A 15,309-nucleotide genomic window follows, 5' to 3' on the forward strand; every position below is an offset into this window, starting at 1 on the left:
CGGGTAAAGCCAACTTCAACTGGCGAGGAAGTGGAAAAAAATACCCAAAAAAATCGCCGCGCCGACCAAATTGTTGTTTAAAAATGCCTTGAAGCAGGGGTCTCGTTGTCGATCCCGTACCAGCCACTGCTGGTAGCTGAACAGCGCCGCGGCAATCGCCACCCCACAGTAATACAGCGCGCCCAGCGCCTCGCGGCTGCCCAGCATCAGCAGCGCAAAAACCACCATAACCTGCAGGCTGCCGGTCATCACCCGGTCCATGTCGCCGAACAGGATGGCGGTGGATTTGACGCCAATTTTTAGGTCGTCATCCCGGTCCACCATGGCGTAAAAGGTGTCGTAAGCCACGGTCCACAGCAGGTTGGCGGTAAAGATCAGCCAGGCCACCGCCGGCACTTCCCCTTGCACCGCCGCGAATGCCATGGGGATACCCATACTGAAGGCGGCACCGAGCACCACCTGCGGCAGGTGGGTGTAGCGCTTGGCGAAGGGGTAGCAGAAGGCCAATACCAGCGCCGGCAGCGACAACAGCACGGTAAGCTGATTGGTGGTGAGCACCAGCAGGAACGCCAGCAGCATCAGCCCGGCAAACAGCAGCAGAGCGCCTCTGGCGGTGGCTGCACCGGTGGCCAGCGGGCGCTGGTTGGTGCGCTTCACATGGCCGTCAATATTGCGATCGGCAAAGTCGTTGATGGCGCAGCCGGCGGCGCGCGTGAGGATCACACCGAGGGTGAATACTGCGAACAGATGCAGACCGGGCCAGCCTTTCGCGGCGATCCACAGTGCCGACCAGGTGGGCCACAGTAGCAGTAGTGAACCGATGGGGCGGTCGAGACGGGCCAGCTGCCAGTAGGGCAGTATCTGCGGCCAGCGCTGTTGTATCTGTTGGCTGATCACTTGCATTGGATTTTCCCGGAATTCACTCCCGCTCAGGCGCTGGGCGGGCTATGGGGATTGAAACTGCTGAGGAAGGTTTCCGCAACCAGCAGGGGTTTGTCGCCGAGCCAGAAGGTGGAGCGGCGGCCCCAAGCGCGCGGAGCCATGTCGGCGAGCGCTTCCAGCGAGGATTGGGGATTGCGCGCGAGCTGGTTGAGGACGATGGGGCCGCGGCGCATGTCAGGCCGGCTGAACAGCAGTTCGCCCAGCGGGCGGTTGTCGAGGCTGCGCAGGTGGCGGTGTTTGCCGGCGAGCGAGCGCTCGGGGAGTATGCTGCGGGCGTAGACCCACGGTTGGCCGCGTCCGCAGAGCAGGACCTCGCGTACCAGCGCGAGGGATTTATCGCGCAGGTTGAGGGCGCGGCGCTCTTCGAGGCGCGGTTGCTGCCAGCCCTGGTTGAGGATCTGTACGCTAAACTCGCCGCTGCTGTGGTGTTTGAGCGCGGCGGTGAGTGAGCCGGGGTGCAGAAGCCACGGCAGCAGCGCTTCCGGTGGCGTTTGTCCGTGGAGGGTATCCAGCGGATGCGGGTGCCAGTCGCCGATGGGTTCAAATGGGGAGTGGTACAACGGTGACTCCGCGACGGTTCAAATATGACCGCATTGTACCCGACCAAACCGCTGGGGAAATGGTTGGGTTTTGCCCGACCCGGGCGCTGCCGATATAGTACCAGCCACGAGTAAGTAAAGCCGCGCAGAAGCTGGCAATAAAAACAGGACGGACCATGGGGCTCACCAAAAAAATCGTACTGGCCATGATCGCGGGTATCGCGGTCGGCCTGTTGTTCAATTTCTTAAATACCAGCCAGATCCTCGGTGAAGGTGTTACCGGGTTCATCAACAACTACCTGACCAATGGCCTGTTCGACATTGTCGGCAAGATCTTTATTGCTTCCCTGAAGCTGATGGTGGTGCCGCTGGTACTGGTGTCACTGATCTGCGGTGCCTGCGCGCTGTCGGAGGGCAGTCGTGTCGGGGTGCTGGCGGGCAAGACGCTGCTGCTGTACCTGGTGACCACCGCGATTGCGATTTCGCTGGCGCTGCTGCTGGCGCTGGTAATCCAGCCCGGCGCGGGCATGGAGGGAATGGCCACGGGCGCGACGTTCGAGCCGAAACCAGCACCGCCGCTGTCGGAAATGCTGGTCAATATTTTCCCCACCAACCCGGTGGACGCGATGGCCAAGGGCAATATGCTGCAGATCATCGTGTTCGCGCTGCTGATGGGCTACGCAATTTCCCGCAGTGGCAAGCCGGGGCAGCGCATCGCGGGTTTCTTCAATGACCTGAACGAAGTGATCATGCGCATGGTATCGGTGCTGATGGTATTTGCGCCCTATGGGGTGTTCGCACTGCTGGCGAACAAGATCGCACAGCTGGGCCTGGACGCGATCCTGCAGCTGCTGAAGTACTTCCTTGTAGTGCTGGGCGCGCTGCTGCTGCACGCCTTCGGCGTTTACCCCCTGCTGCTGAAGTTACTGTCGGGCCTGAATCCGGTGAAGTTGTTGAAGAAGATGCGCCCGGCGATGGTGTTTGCCTTCAGTACCGCATCTTCAGCGGCCACCATTCCGGTTACGCTTTCCACCGTGGAAAAGCGCCTGGGTGTGGATAACAAGGTGGCTTCATTCACCATTCCCCTGGGGGCCACCATCAATATGGACGGCACCGCGATCATGCAGGGCGTGGCGACGGTATTTATTTCCCAGCTGTATGGCATCGAGATCGGCCTGATGGGCTATCTCACCGTGATCCTGACCGCGACCCTTGCTTCCATCGGCACCGCCGGTGTACCGGGTGTGGGCCTGATCATGCTGGCGATGGTGCTGCAGCAGGTGGGCCTGCCGCTGGAGGGGATCGCCATCGTGATGGGTGTGGATCGCCTGCTGGATATGGTGCGCACCGCGGTGAACATTACCGGCGATGCGGTGGTGAGTGCGATTGTGGCCAAGAGCGAGGGCGCGCTGCATCTCGACACCTTCAATGATGACACTTACCACAGTGTGATGGACAACGGCCAAGAGCGCGGGCGCTCCGCCATTTCCTGATACCGAACCCGAAACAAAAAGGGCTGCAATTGCAGCCCTTTTTGTTTGTCCACTGTACAGCGTATGCAACGGCGCTACAGCGTGGCCATTTCCCGCAGCTGGTCCGCCTCCAGGTTTTCCTCCATGGATTCCACCAGTCGTTCGACCATTTGGCTGAGTGCCTTTTTGATGGCCTCTTCAGTGTTGTCATCGCTTTCACGGCCATCGTGGTAGATACGTGTCAGGTATTTTCTACTGATCTTCATATCGTCGATGCTGATTCGTTGCTCGCGCAGCGCGACACCGTTGCGGTTGCTGAGTGCGTAGCGAAATTCGCCCCTAATCGCGACACTGCCCTGCTCCAGGTCGTAATCCCCCTTGGGCTTCATGCCGGCCAGGTTTTTTATCACCCTCAGATCGAGCGTGTTCTGCAGATTCAGCACGCCATTTTCCTGCACCAGCGGCACCTCTTCATCGTCGAGATATTCGTACAGTTCCCTGGCCAGTTCGCTGTGCAGGTGTTGGGTGTAGGTTCGAATCGCCTGCTGTTTGAGGTCTGCGAGCCCGCCGTTGCTGCCGGCCTGGGCCAGCATCAGTTCCAGGTTGCCGCTGGAAACCGGCATGGGCACATCGATCTGGATTTGGGTGGGGGCAATAACCAGGCTTGGGGTATGTTCGTCGCCTCCCCAGAAACCGCTCTGGGCCTGGGACTGGGCGCAAAAACCGATACTCAGCAGGCCGGCGAGAGCCAGTCTGCGCAACGTCGAGGTTCTCATTCATCTCTCCCTGTTTTCTTTTTTATACCGGGATGTATTGGGTGCAGCTTGGCGAATGGCTTCGCTCTGTTTTTTATGAAGTTGCCATGACAGGCTGCCATTTATCGCTACAGAGAGCAAAATTTTTCCGTGACTTTTGCGTCAGTAGTAGTCTTTTTTGCGCACAGCATCTCGGCGAGAAATTATGAATTGGGGTAGCGCTTGGGGGGGGTGCGCTGCGGGGGAGGCTTGCGGGAGGAACAGGTGCAGGGGGGACAGCGGTACCTTTGCGGCGGCGGATAATCGGGTATCCACCGCCGGTACAGGATCAGCCGCCGGCGAGTTTGCGCAGGCTGTCTGCTTCCAGATCGTCTTCGATGCGGTTGATAACGCGTGTCACCAGGTTGTCGAGCAACTTCTCCAGCTCTGCCGGGGTGCTGTCTTCCGCTTCCTGGCCGTTGCTGTAGGTTTTGACCTGGTAGCTGCCCTTCAAGCGCAGGTCGGCGATATCCAGGCGCTTCTCCAGCACTACCTGCCCGCTCGGATCCTGCAGGCGAAAATGGTAATCGCCACTGGCACTCAGGTTGCCGCGTTCCAGTTCGTGCTCGCCATTATTCTTGAGGCCGCTGAGTTGCTTGACCACAGAGATATCGAAGAAGTTGTACAAGGTCAGCGAGCTATTACTGGCCCCCAGTGGTACCTCTTCGTCGGTGAAGAAGGCGCGCAGTGCGGCGTCGAGCTTGTTGCGCAGCTGTTCGCTGAATTCGCGGGTGGCGGCGTCCCGCGCAGCGGTCAGTCCCTGTCCGGAAGCGGCCTGCGCCAGCAGTGCTTCCATATCGTTGCCCTGCAGCGGTGTGGGTATGTCCGCGGCAACTACCGTGCGCGCCAGGGTGATTTCGGGCAGCGGGCTGTCGGCGCTGCCGCCGAAAAGACCCTGAGCCTGGGCGTGTGATGCGCTAAGCGTCAACAGGGCGCAGAGGGCCACGCGGCCGGTGGTGGAAACAAGATGGTGCTTGAAAAAGCTGTTCAAAAGAATCTTCCTGTGAATTGCGCGATCGCTGGACGTTACTGGTCTCACTCGGCACGGCCGAGGCGCGGCTCCGGTGACTGGGTCACCCTGCTGTTTTAGCGGCCTGAATAGGCCTTTTGGAGCAGGCTGCCATCGCTGTGGCGTGAGTGCAAAAAAATTGGTGACCAAACCTGACCAATTGGTCTATGCAATGCGCGGTGCTGTGAGAAAAGGAGGAACAGTTCCCAAAACATGGAAAAAACAAACAGGTGATTTGGCGGAATAATCTTTGTTGGTACGAATGTACTAAGCTTCCGCAAAACGCGGCTTGTTGTGCAGCCAGCGCCGTACCAGCGCCGTGCGCGCAGTGTCGTCCAGGCGAGGTGCGGCGGCGATTTTCTGCACCAGAGGCAGCAGGTGGGCGTCCCGTTGCAGGTCGGCGATGCGGTGCTGGATCTCACCGGTCTGGCGGGTACCGAGGATTTCTCCGGGCCCGCGCAGGCGCAGGTCCTCTTCAGCAATGGCGAAGCCATCGGCATGGCTGCGCAGGGCCTGCAGGCGGGCGCGACCGTTGGCGGACAGCGGGGTGGAGTACATCAGCACGCAGTGACTGGCGATACTGCCCCTGCCGACGCGCCCTCTCAACTGGTGCAGCTGTGCGAGACCCAGGCGCTCGGGATTTTCGATGATCATCAGGCTGGCATTGGGCACGTCCACGCCCACCTCGATCACGGTGGTGGCTACCAGCAGGTCCACTTCACCGGCCTTGAAGGCTTTCATCACCAGATCTTTGGCATCCGGTTTCATGCGCCCGTGTACCAGTGCCACACGCACGCCGTCGAGGGTGTCCGCCAGTTCTTCGGCGGTGGATTCCGCGGCCTGCGCCTGCAGGGTTTCCGACTCTTCGATCAGGGTGCAGACCCAGTAGGCCTGGCGACCCTCGCGCACCGCGCTCTGTACCCGTTCCATCACGTCGTAGCGGCGCTCACTGGAGATGGCCACGGTGTTGATGGGCTGGCGCCCCGGGGGCAATTCATCGATTACCGAGCAATCGAGATCCGCGAATGCCGACATGGCCAGGGTGCGGGGAATCGGGGTGGCGGTCATGATCAGCTGGTGCGGCTGGGTGCGCTGTTGGCCCTGATGAGTGCCTTCGACCGAGCCCTTCTCCCGCAACTGCAGCCGCTGGCGCACACCGAAGCGGTGCTGTTCGTCGATGATCACCAGCGCCAGACGGTGGAATTCCACCCCCTCCTGAAACAGGGCGTGAGTGCCCACCACCAGCTGCGCATCGCCATTGGCGATGGTCGCCAGCTGCGCGCGGCGCTCGGACGCTTTCATGCTGCCGGTGAGCCAGGCCACGCTAATACCCAGGGGCTCCAGCCAGCCGCAGAAATTGATCCGGTGCTGCTCGGCGAGAATTTCCGTGGGTGCCATCACCGCACATTGAAAGCCGGCGCCAATGGCCTGCAGCGCGGCGCGTGCGGCCACCAGGGTCTTGCCGGCGCCGACGTCTCCCTGCAGCAGACGCATCATGGGCACCGAGCGGGCGAGGTCGTCGGCAATCTCTTTGCCAACACGCTTCTGCGCATTGGTGGGGGCAAACGGCAGGCGCGCGAGAAAATCCCGCTCCAGTGCGGCATTGGGCGGGAGCGCGGGTGCCTCCACCCTGGATGCGCTGCGGCGCAATTCCAGCAGGCTCAGGTGGTGGGCCAGCAGCTCTTCCAGTGCCAGTCGCTGTTGCGCCGGGTGCTGGCCTTCCGCCAGCTGTTCCAGGTCCGCGTCCGCCGGCGGTTGGTGCAGATACATCAGGGCGCCCGCGAGCGGCATTTGCAGGGCCCTCGGCAGCAGTTCCGCCGGCAGCAGCTCGGTAACGTTGCCCTCGGCGAGCCAATCCAGTCCCTGGCCGATCAGCGCGCGCAGTCGCCCCTGCCCCAGGCCTTCGGTCAGCGGGTAAATCGGGGTGAGCGTGTCGGCGGTGGGAGAAATATCCTCTCCCAGAATTTCGGTCTCTGGATGATACAGCTCGACGCCGGCGCTGCCGCGGCGGGCCTCGCCGTAGCAGCGCACCCGGGTGCCGGGGGCCAGGCGGTTTTTCTGTGCGGCGGTGAAGTGGAAAAAGCGCAGGGTGACACTGCCGGTGCTGTCCTGCAGGCGCACGGCCAGGCTGCGGCGGCGGCCGAGCATAACGTTAGCGGCGCGCACCTCACCCTCGATAACCGCATCCATACCTGGGCGCAGGCCCGCCAGCGGGACCACACGAGTGCGGTCCTGGTAGCGGGCAGGCAGGTGGAACAGAAGGTCCTGCAGCGAGCTGATATGCAGCTTGGCGAGGGTTTCCGCCAGTTTGGCGCCGACACCTTTAAGCGCGGTGACGGGGATCTCTGCCAGCGGTTTTTGACTGTGGTCGGAACTGGGGCTCACGGACTCTTCAGCTGACACTGATTGATGGCGTCGCGCAGCATGTCGATGGCGCGGTGGCGCGGGAAGCTCGCCCGCCATGCCAGTGCCACAGTGCGCTGGGGCGCCGGCGCCACAAAAGGACGGGTCACCAGCACCCCGGTGGCGTACTGGGAAGCGGCGGCGGCGGACAGCGGCAGCACGGTGATGCCCAGGCGCGAGGCCACCATGTGGCGCAGGGTCTCCAGCGAACTGCCGTCGGCGGCGGTGCGGATGTGGCCGCTGCCGGCCTCCCTCTCGATGGACTGCTGCAGTTGCGGGCAGGCCTCCAGCACCTGGTCGCGGAAGCAGTGGCCCTCGCCCAGCAGCAGTACATTGTCTTCACACAGTTGCTCGGGGCTCAGGGCATCGTACTTGGCCAGTGGGTGGTCCGAGGGCATCAGCACCACAAAGGGTTCGTCGTACAGCGGTTGGGTGACCACGTCGGGCTCGGTAAACGGCAGCGCGATGATCACCGCATCCAGCTCGCCCTTGCGCAGACGCGCGCGCAGCGTGGACGTATAGCCCTCCTCCACATACAGCGGCATCTGCGGTGCCAGGTGTTGCAGTTGCGGAATGAAATGCGGGAACAGGTAGGGCCCGATGGTGAAGATGGCACCCACCGACAGCGGGCTGCTCAGCTGATCCTTGCCGGCGCTGGCGATATCTTTGATCGCCGCCGACTGCTCCAGTACCAGCTGTGCCTGGGCGACGATACGCTCCCCTAGTGGGGTGGCCTGTACCCGGGTCTTGGAGCGCTCGAACAGGGCCACGCCCAGTTCTTTTTCCAGCTTTTTGACGGCGATGGACAGGGTCGGCTGGCTAACAAAACAGCGCTCGGCGGCGCGGCCGAAATGCTGCTCCTGGGCCAGGGTGACGATGTAGCGCAACTCGTTCAGTGTCATGGCAAACGCAATCAAGGAAAACTTGGCGATAGAGTTTATTCATAAACCCCCCCGAGCGGCCAGTAAAACCGCTGGGCGGGTGTGTAAAAGTCACAAACCAGAAAAAAATGCTATTAGCCGGGTTTATGGATAGTAATTTTTGCTATTAACTTGCGCCCTTCGCGGTGGCGTGACGCTTTTTTTGCTATACGTGTAAGGGCAAGTGTTCAATACACACAAAGCGGAGAATCGCTATGGGAATCTTGTCTTGGATTATTCTCGGCCTGATCGCGGGAGCGCTGGCCAAGTGGATCATGCCGGGCCCTGACCCCGGCGGCTGGATTGTCACCATCATCATCGGTATCGTCGGTGCGGTAATCGGCGGCTGGCTCGGCAATATGGTGGGTATCGGCGGTCCGGTCACCGGTTTCTCGGTAGGTGATATCATCACCGCCGTGATCGGCGCCATTGTCCTGCTGTTTGTCTACCGGTTGGTGAAATCGCGCTGACGCAGACGTGGAATTTTGAGTGCAGGGGCCCACAGCACGCTGTAGGCCCCGTTCACAGATTGCGATGGGCAAACAGGTTATAAATAGGTCTGCTGACTGAGAATCCGCTGTAATTCACAATTATTCTCACATTCTTCTTAAAAATGAGTGCCGGCGCGATTGCGGCACTGCGTATTCGGGGCCGGCGTTCGGACCTGGGGGTTGATTCAAGCGGTTATGGCAAAGGAAAAAGTCTGGATCTTCGGCTGCGGTGATCTGGGAACCCGTCTGGCACTGAAGCTGGATCGCAAGGAGTACGACGTATTCGGCGTGCGGCGCAATCCGCTGCAGGCGCTGGCACGCAAGCGCCGGGCCGATGTCGTCAACTGGCGCCGCGGTGACGCTACCCGGGTCGAAGATATTCACGAACATCTCGGCAAAGGTGCGGATATCGTTATCGCCACCTTCACTCCCGGAGCCAGTACCCCGCAGGCCTACCAACGCGCCTATGTGGAAACCGCCAGCGCCATGCGCCAGGCCCTCGCGGACATGGAAAAACCACCGCGCCTGTTCCTGTGGATTTCCTCTTCCCGCGTCTACGGCCAGAGCGGTGACCAGTGGCTGGACGAGCGCTCGCAGCCACTGCCCAGCAGCTTTCAGGGCGAGGCATTACTGGCGGCAGAAAAAATCGTACAGCAGAGTGTGGTGGATTCCTGCGTGGTGCGCTTTGCCGGTATCTATGGCCCCGGACGCGACCGCCTGCTATCACAGGTGCGCGCCGGACGCTGTGCACCGCCCTCACCGCCGCAGTTCAGTAACCGGATTCACGTGGACGATGCGGTGGGTTTCCTGGCGCACTTGATTGAAGGCCAGAAAAAAGGCATGGCGATCGAGAAACTGTATATCGGTGCGGACTGCACGCCAGTGCCCATGTATGAGCTGCAGAGCTGGCTGGCCAAGTCCATGGGATACACCAGTGCGCACCTGCGCGAGGAGGTGCCCACCAGCGAGCGCCGCTCCAAGAAATTGAGCAACAAGCGCATGCTGGAAAGCGGCTATGAAATGCTGTATCCGGATTACCGCGCGGGCTACAGCACCCTGCTGGAAAACGACTGATTTCCGTTTCCGAAAATTCCCTTCACTGAATTTTCGTCTGCGCGCCGCCCGCCCCGAGCGGCGCTGCACTTTCCGCTTAAATCACCATCACCGCTTCGGCTTCGAACTGCGCACCGCGCGGCAGCTGGCTAACACCTACCGCAGCGCGCGCCGGGAACGGCTTGGTGAACAGCTCAGCCATCACTTCGTTAACGGTGGCGAAGTTGCTGAGGTCGGTGAGGTACAGGTTCAGTTTTACGATGTGGTCCAGCGAGCCGTTTGCGGCCTCACACACCGCGCGCAGGTTTTTAAAAACCTGCACCGCCTGCTCGCGGAAGTCATCGGAGATGAGTTCCATGGTTTCCGGTACCAGCGGAATCTGGCCGGACAGGTAGATGGTGTTGTCGACTTTGACTGCTTGCGAGTAGCTGCCGATGGCGGCCGGTGCCTTATCGGTTTTTATCACGGCGCGGTTGGGCATGGGTTACTTCTCCGGGCCCATAGGGGCCTGCTTGCTGAAAAAGAAAGCCGGAGAATATAGCGCGGTTTATGGGGTTTGGGGAGCAAAGTAGGGCTGTCGATAACGATATGCGAACCCATCCACAATCCGGAAAAATTCGCGCAAATCCCTACCGAATTTAACAAATCAGCCGCAACAAGCATCCGCCAGTAGCGGCGGACTCTCCCGGAACTAATTCGTTGCGTTGCTTTTAAGGGCGGGATTACGGGCGCGCGATCTTGAGCACGGCGGGCAGGTTGCGCAGGCGTTTCATCACCCGTGCCAGGTGTACCCGGTTGGCGACTTCCAGGGTCAGGGCGATGACACTGTGCTGGGCATCCTTCTCGTCCACGTGGATCTGCTCGATGCTGGCGCCCTCCTCCGTGATGCGCGTCGCCAGACGGGCGATGATGCCGCGCTCGGATTCGACTTCAACCCGCACGTCGCCGAGGAATTCCCCCTTAACATCCGGTGACCAGTTCACCGCCATGATGTTTTCCGGGTGCTCGCGCAATTCCGCCGCATTGCGGCAGCTGTCCCTGTGTACCACCACGCCCTTGCCGGAGCTGATATGGCCCATGATGGTGTCGCCGGGGATCGGGCGGCAGCAGCGGGCAAAGCTGATCATCATGCCCTCCTGGGCGTCGATGGTCAGCGGAGAGGAAATGTGGCTGGCTTCGGTTTCGGTGGTGCCCGGCGGTACCAGCAGTTTGGCGGCTGAAAAAGCGGCGCGGTTGCCGAGGCCGATTTCCTCCAGCAGGTTGTCGAAGCTCTCGCAGCGGGCTTCCTTCACCCCGCGCTGGACCTGTTCTTCCGTCAGGTCGGTGATCTTGAGGTGGAACTTCACCAGCGCCTTTTCCAGCAGTCGCTGCCCCAGGGCGATGGAGTCGTGGTGGCGCTGGTGCTTGAGGAAATGACGGATGGCACTGCGGGCCTTGGCGGTCACCACGAAATTGAGCCAGTTGGGGTTTGGCTGCACATTCTTGCTGGTGAGGATTTCCACCTTCTGGCCGCTCTCCAGCGGCTGTGACAGTGGCGCCAGGCGCTGGTTGATGCGCACCGCCACACAGGAGTTGCCGATGTCGGTGTGCACCGAATAGGCGAAATCGACCGCGGTGGCACCGGCGGGCAGATCGATGATCTTGCCCTTGGGCGTGAACACGTAAACTTCGTCCGGGAACAGGTCAATCTTTACGTTTTCGATAAATTCCAGCGAGTCGCCGGCGCGCTGCTGCATTTCCAGCAGGCCCTGCACCCACCGGCGCGCGCGCACCTGGCTGGTGCCGCCGGTGTTCAGTACCTCATCGCCGGAGGACTTGTACAGCCAGTGGGCGGCGATGCCGCTGTTGGCCATCTCGTCCATTTCCTTGGTGCGGATCTGCACCTCGATGGGCACACCGTGCATACCCAGCAGCACCGTGTGCAGGGACTGGTAGCCGTTGGACTTGGGGATCGCGATATAGTCCTTGAACTCGCTGATCACTGGCTTGTACAGGTTGTGGATAACCCCGAAGGTGCGGTAGCAGGTATCCACACTGTCGACGATGATGCGGAAGGCGTAGACGTCCATGATTTCCTTGAACGACTTCTTCTTCGAACGCATCTTCTGGTAGATGCTGAACAGGTGCTTCTCGCGGCCGATCACCAGCGCGTCGATTTTTTCCCGCTCCAGGCGCAGTTCGATCGCGTTCTGGATCTTTTCGAGCAGCTCCTTGCGGTTGCCGCGGGCGGCGACCAGCGCCGCGCGCAGCCGGCTGGCGCGCAGTGGATAGGTGGCGAAGAAGGCGCGGTCCTCGAACTCGATCCGCACATCGTTCATACCCAGGCGGTTGGCGATGGGGGCGTAGATTTCCAGGGTTTCGCGGGCGATACGCGCGCGCTTTTCCGGCTTCAGCGAGCCGAGGGTGCGCATGTTGTGCAGGCGGTCGGCGAGCTTCACCAGAATCACGCGGATATCCCGCGCCATGGCCAGTGCCATCTTCTGGAAGTTTTCCGCCTGTTTTTCCGCCGGGCTGTCGGTCTCGAACTGGGTCAGCTTGGAGACCCCGTCCACCAGGTCCGCCACCTCATCCCCGAACTGCTCCGCCAGCGCCGCTTTGGGGATGCCGGTGTCCTCGATGACATCGTGCAGCATGGCCGCGGCCAGGCTCTGGGCGTCCATATGCATGCCCGCCAGGATGGTGGCGACGGCGAGGGGATGGGTAATGTAGGGTTCGCCAGAGCGCCGGGTCTGGCCCTCGTGGGCCTGCTCCGCATAGAAATAGGCGCGGCGGACGAACTGGATCTGGTCGGGGGGAAGGTAGGACGAGAGGCGATGGGCCAGACTGTCGATAGTGTGCAAAGCCGCGCTCGCCTCTTAGATTTCCTGCAAATCCTGCATCAAAACGTCGGTGTCGGAATTACAGGTCCTGCTCGGACAGGAATACCGGCGCCGGCGCAGCGCGGCGCACAGGCTCGTCTTCCGGCTCGTCGAGGATGCTGGCGTCCACGAAGCCCTCTTCGATTTCGCGCAGGGCGATCACGGTGGGCTTGTCATTTTCTTCCGGCACAAAGGGGTCGCGGCCACCGGTGGCGATCTGACGGGCGCGCTTGCTGCCCACAATCACCAGCTCAAAGCGGTTGTCTACGTGGTCGAGGCAATCTTCAACGGTAATACGTGCCATATATCTTCTGTTCCAGTGTGGGTTCGCCCGGTTGGGCAAAATTGGCGAATTCTGTTGTCCGCAGGGAGTAGCCCGGACGGATTGGGGGTAGCTATTCTACCGGACCGCGCGGTGTACGCAAATCGAACAGTCGACAAGACTGGTGCTTTCTGGCGGTTTAGTGGCGGCGTCGCTACCGGGAACAGCCTCGTGAGACACGCCGTGAATCCATCCCTGGGGGCTCTGCACCGCCATCCATGGCGGTGAAGGTCTCACAAGACTGTTCCCGGCATCGACGCCTTCGCAGAGAGTTCAGCCTGCTTGGTGTGTGTTACTGCGTCCGCAACAGCGACTGCAACAGCGCGGTGTGGCGCTCCTGCTGTCGTACCAGCCGCTGGCGCTCTGCGACCATGATGGCGCGCAGTTCACCGAGCGCGGTGGTGAAATCGTCGTTGATGATCAGGTAATCGGTTTCCACATAGTGAGACATCTCGTTGATCGCCTGCGCCATGCGCTTGTCGATCACCGCCTGATCGTCCTGGCCGCGCCCGGTGAGACGCTCCAGCAGTGCCTGCTGCGACGGCGGCAGGATGAAAACCCCCAAGGTCTCCGGCATCAGCCGACGTACCTGCTCGGCGCCCTGCCAGTCAATTTCCAGGATCACATCGCGGCCGCTGGCGAGGGTTTCCTCAACCCACGCCTTGGAGGTGCCGTAATAATTTTCGAACACCTGCGCGTGCTCGAGGAAAGCGTCCTCCTCCAGCATGGCCAAAAAGCCATCGCGGTCCACGAAATGATAGTTGATGCCGTCGATTTCACCCGGGCGCATGGACCGTGTGGTGTGGGAAACGGATACGGTGACCTGGGTGTCGGCCTCGATCAACGCCTTCACGAGACTGGTTTTGCCAGCGCCGGAGGGCGCAGAGACCGTATAGAGAGTACCTGTGGACACGGCGAACCTTGCTGCTGTGGTGAGTGGTAATTGATGGGCGGGGATTATAACGAATGCCGGGGGCGGCGTGTGAACGGTAAACAGGCAGCCCCCCGACCGGTGCTTGGGGGCAAAAGTGTTGGGTTTTTCCGGACCGTCTGTCACGGGGAGACAGGCGGGCCGAAACCGGTCGGGGGTGCCTGCGAAATCTCAACCCGAACTTTGGGGAAGCCCGGGCTACTGCGGATTCCTAGCGTTAATGACTAACGGAGGTGACTGTATCGTCTTTGCGCGCAAAAACCAACCGCCACCACAGCGCAGCGCTGACCAGGCTGTAGCCGGCTACCGCCGCCCAAATTGCCTGGGGCAACAGCGGCAAGGCTGCGAACAGTGCGATCAAACGGCCCAGCTCCCACAGTCGGGTGCGCCCCTCACCATCCAGGATGCGCCCGTTCACCACCAACCCCACAACAAGCATCAGCACCAGCAGCGCGGTGGTGCCGTAGCCCAGTGTTTTGCTGTACTGCAGCAGCGCGAGCGTGGCCGCGGAGTAAATCAGGTGTTGTGCCAGTGCGTACCAGCGCAGGCCGCGCGCAATGGTCGGGTCGAAACGGTGGAAGTTGTCGAGGTCTCCGCTCGGCACCGGCATCGCCGCCTCTGCATCCGCCGGCCGATAGCCGGTGGCGCGGAACCACAGGGTGAGTTTTTCCTTCCAGTTCTTGGTGTACACCGCGTCCAGCCACATGCGCCGGAAGTGTTGCAGGTTGGCGGCCAGTGGATCGAAGGTATTGAGCGGCTTGCGCACCCCGTAGATACAGGGCTCTTCAGTCAGCTCCTCCTGATAAGTACCAAATAAACGATCCCAGATAATCAGCACGCCACCGTAATTGCGGTCCACATACACCTTGTTCTGGGCGTGGTGCACCCGGTGGTTGGAGGGGGTAACGAGAATCCACTCCATCCAACGCACCTTGGGGAATTTCTGGGTGTGCACCCAGAACTGGTAGATCAGGTCGATGGCACCGGCGGTGACCAGCAGTTCCCACGGCATGCCGATCAGCAGCAGCGGCAGATAGAAGATCCAGCCTAGTGGTACCAGGTCACTGGACTGGCGCAGTGCGGTGGTGAGGTTGTAGTCCTCACTCTGGTGGTGCACCAGGTGCTCGGCCCAGAAGATGTTGATCTCGTGGCTGATGCGGTGCTTCCAGTAGTAGCAGAAGTCGTAGGCAATGACCGCCAGCACCAGGTGCCAGGGATTCTCCAGCGACCAGCTGATGCCGAGGCTCTGGTAAACCGGCTGCAGCCACTGGTACAGCGGGATGTAGATAAGCACCAGGATGCCCACCCGCACCAGGCCGAGAATGCGGCTCAGGATTCCGGCGCCGAGGCTGCCGATGGCATCGTTGAGGCGGTAAAGCCCCCAGCCGCGCCAGCGGTCCAGCGCGAGTTCGATCAGTACGGCGAGCAGGAAAAACGGAATGGCGGCAGTGACGAGTCCCACGGGTACCTCGGAATTTGACTATATCGTTATCGTTGTTCTGACCTCGCGGGTAATGTTGCCACAGGCCGCAACATGAACAATGTCCACGAGAGACCGGATTCCGAAATCCGTAC

14 protein-coding genes are annotated in these 15,309 nt (G+C 61.1%); 3 read left to right on the forward strand and 11 right to left on the reverse strand.

Annotation, left to right across the window (positions count from 1 at the left end; translation table 11 throughout):
* Nucleotides 1-15 precede the first annotated feature (15 nt).
* Nucleotides 16-903, reverse strand: coding sequence for a 4-hydroxybenzoate octaprenyltransferase (ubiA, locus tag R5R33_RS09880; protein ID WP_318952532.1), 888 nt, complete (start codon nt 901-903; stop codon nt 16-18).
* A gap of 26 nt (nt 904-929) precedes the next feature.
* A complete protein-coding gene (locus R5R33_RS09885) occupies nt 930-1,502 on the reverse strand; it encodes a chorismate--pyruvate lyase family protein (protein WP_318952533.1) in 573 nt (190 codons plus the stop codon).
* Between the two features lie 155 nt (nt 1,503-1,657).
* Here R5R33_RS09885 and R5R33_RS09890 point away from each other — a divergent pair, with 155 nt between their 5' ends.
* On the forward strand, nt 1,658-2,974 hold the full coding sequence (locus R5R33_RS09890; protein WP_318952534.1) for a dicarboxylate/amino acid:cation symporter: 1,317 nt from the start codon (nt 1,658-1,660) through the stop codon (nt 2,972-2,974).
* 74 nt (nt 2,975-3,048) lie between these two features.
* On the opposite strand, the gene R5R33_RS09895 is transcribed toward R5R33_RS09890, so the two are convergent.
* From R5R33_RS09895 to R5R33_RS09910, 4 genes are all read right to left on the reverse strand, one after another.
* On the reverse strand, nt 3,049-3,729 hold the full coding sequence (locus tag R5R33_RS09895; RefSeq protein ID WP_318952535.1) for a hypothetical protein: 681 nt from the start codon (nt 3,727-3,729) through the stop codon (nt 3,049-3,051).
* A 307-nt stretch (nt 3,730-4,036) separates the two neighbouring features.
* Nucleotides 4,037-4,738, reverse strand: coding sequence for a hypothetical protein (locus R5R33_RS09900; RefSeq protein ID WP_318952536.1), 702 nt, complete (start codon nt 4,736-4,738; stop codon nt 4,037-4,039).
* Nucleotides 4,739-5,023: 285 nt separating this feature from the next.
* Nucleotides 5,024-7,141, reverse strand: coding sequence for an ATP-dependent DNA helicase RecG (recG, locus tag R5R33_RS09905; protein WP_318952537.1), 2,118 nt, complete (start codon nt 7,139-7,141; stop codon nt 5,024-5,026).
* Nucleotides 7,138-8,061 carry a hydrogen peroxide-inducible genes activator gene (locus R5R33_RS09910; RefSeq protein WP_318952538.1) on the reverse strand — a complete coding sequence of 308 codons (924 nt, stop codon included), beginning with the start codon at nt 8,059-8,061 and terminating at the stop codon, nt 7,138-7,140. The genes recG and R5R33_RS09910 overlap by 4 nt, the downstream gene beginning before the upstream one ends.
* Nucleotides 8,062-8,294: 233 nt before the next feature.
* Between R5R33_RS09910 and R5R33_RS09915 the strand changes: the two genes are divergently transcribed.
* Together R5R33_RS09915 and R5R33_RS09920 are read left to right on the forward strand one after the other, a co-directional pair.
* Nucleotides 8,295-8,549, forward strand: coding sequence for a GlsB/YeaQ/YmgE family stress response membrane protein (locus R5R33_RS09915; RefSeq protein ID WP_318952539.1), 255 nt, complete (start codon nt 8,295-8,297; stop codon nt 8,547-8,549).
* A gap of 216 nt (nt 8,550-8,765) precedes the next feature.
* On the forward strand, nt 8,766-9,644 hold the full coding sequence (locus tag R5R33_RS09920; protein WP_318952540.1) for an NAD-dependent epimerase/dehydratase family protein: 879 nt from the start codon (nt 8,766-8,768) through the stop codon (nt 9,642-9,644).
* A gap of 76 nt (nt 9,645-9,720) precedes the next feature.
* Here the strand turns inward: R5R33_RS09920 and R5R33_RS09925 are convergent, their stop codons facing one another.
* From R5R33_RS09925 to R5R33_RS09945, 5 genes are all read right to left on the reverse strand, one after another.
* Nucleotides 9,721-10,104, reverse strand: a complete 384-nt coding sequence (locus R5R33_RS09925) for a RidA family protein (protein WP_318952541.1) — start codon at nt 10,102-10,104, stop codon at nt 9,721-9,723.
* 241 nt (nt 10,105-10,345) lie between these two features.
* Entirely contained in the window at nt 10,346-12,463 is a 2,118-nt protein-coding gene (gene spoT / locus R5R33_RS09930; RefSeq protein ID WP_318952542.1) for a bifunctional GTP diphosphokinase/guanosine-3',5'-bis pyrophosphate 3'-pyrophosphohydrolase, read from the reverse strand.
* A gap of 58 nt (nt 12,464-12,521) precedes the next feature.
* Nucleotides 12,522-12,785 carry a DNA-directed RNA polymerase subunit omega gene (gene rpoZ / locus R5R33_RS09935; RefSeq protein ID WP_318952543.1) on the reverse strand — a complete coding sequence of 88 codons (264 nt, stop codon included), beginning with the start codon at nt 12,783-12,785 and terminating at the stop codon, nt 12,522-12,524.
* Between the two features lie 310 nt (nt 12,786-13,095).
* Nucleotides 13,096-13,716, reverse strand: coding sequence for a guanylate kinase (gmk, locus tag R5R33_RS09940; protein WP_318952544.1), 621 nt, complete (start codon nt 13,714-13,716; stop codon nt 13,096-13,098).
* Nucleotides 13,717-13,951: 235 nt separating this feature from the next.
* Complete coding sequence (locus tag R5R33_RS09945) at nt 13,952-15,196, reverse strand: sterol desaturase family protein (protein WP_318952545.1); 1,245 nt, start codon at nt 15,194-15,196, stop codon at nt 13,952-13,954.
* Nucleotides 15,197-15,309: the final 113 nt, after the last annotated feature.

This window comes from Microbulbifer pacificus, assembly GCF_033723955.1.
Taxonomy (GTDB): Bacteria; Pseudomonadota; Gammaproteobacteria; order Pseudomonadales; family Cellvibrionaceae; genus Microbulbifer; species Microbulbifer pacificus.